The sequence below is a fragment of the Undibacterium sp. JH2W genome (genome assembly GCF_049340425.1).
Classification (GTDB): Bacteria; Pseudomonadota; Gammaproteobacteria; order Burkholderiales; family Burkholderiaceae_D; genus Undibacterium.
This window is the reverse complement of record NZ_JBMPOT010000085.1, coordinates 1-354: the sequence shown is the minus strand read 5'-3', so window position 1 is coordinate 354 and position 354 is coordinate 1. Positions and strand designations below refer to the sequence as shown.

1 pseudogene is annotated in these 354 nt (G+C 50.8%); it reads right to left on the bottom strand.

The window, feature by feature from the left end:
- Positions 1 to 319 (bottom strand): annotated as a pseudogene (locus tag ACO0LC_RS29225) (transposase); the annotation flags it as partial.
- Between the last annotated feature and the right edge of the window lie 35 nt (positions 320 to 354).

The following is a 354-nucleotide window of genomic DNA, read 5'->3' as shown; positions in this document are numbered from 1 at the left end:
ATGGTCTTCATGAACGCGTATTTGGCAGCGACTCCTGCGCAAAGTACGCTGCCGCCTTTTTTACGATATCGCGCTCCATCTTGGCCTGGGCCAGCTCCTTGCGTAGTTTGGCAACTTCCGCTTCGAGTTCCGGCACAGTACGGCTTCCTGGGGCTGTCTTCTGGGGCTGACCACTCTTGGCCGCATTCACCCAACCAACTAAAGTCCCTTTCGGAATGGCAATACGGGATGCGGCTTCCTCTAGTGTCAACCCTTGCGCCAATACAAGTTTCACCGCTTCTTCCCGCAATTCCGGGGTATATCTTTTTTTCTGTTTCATTATTTCTCCTGATCGTTTATTTTAACAAACAGGAA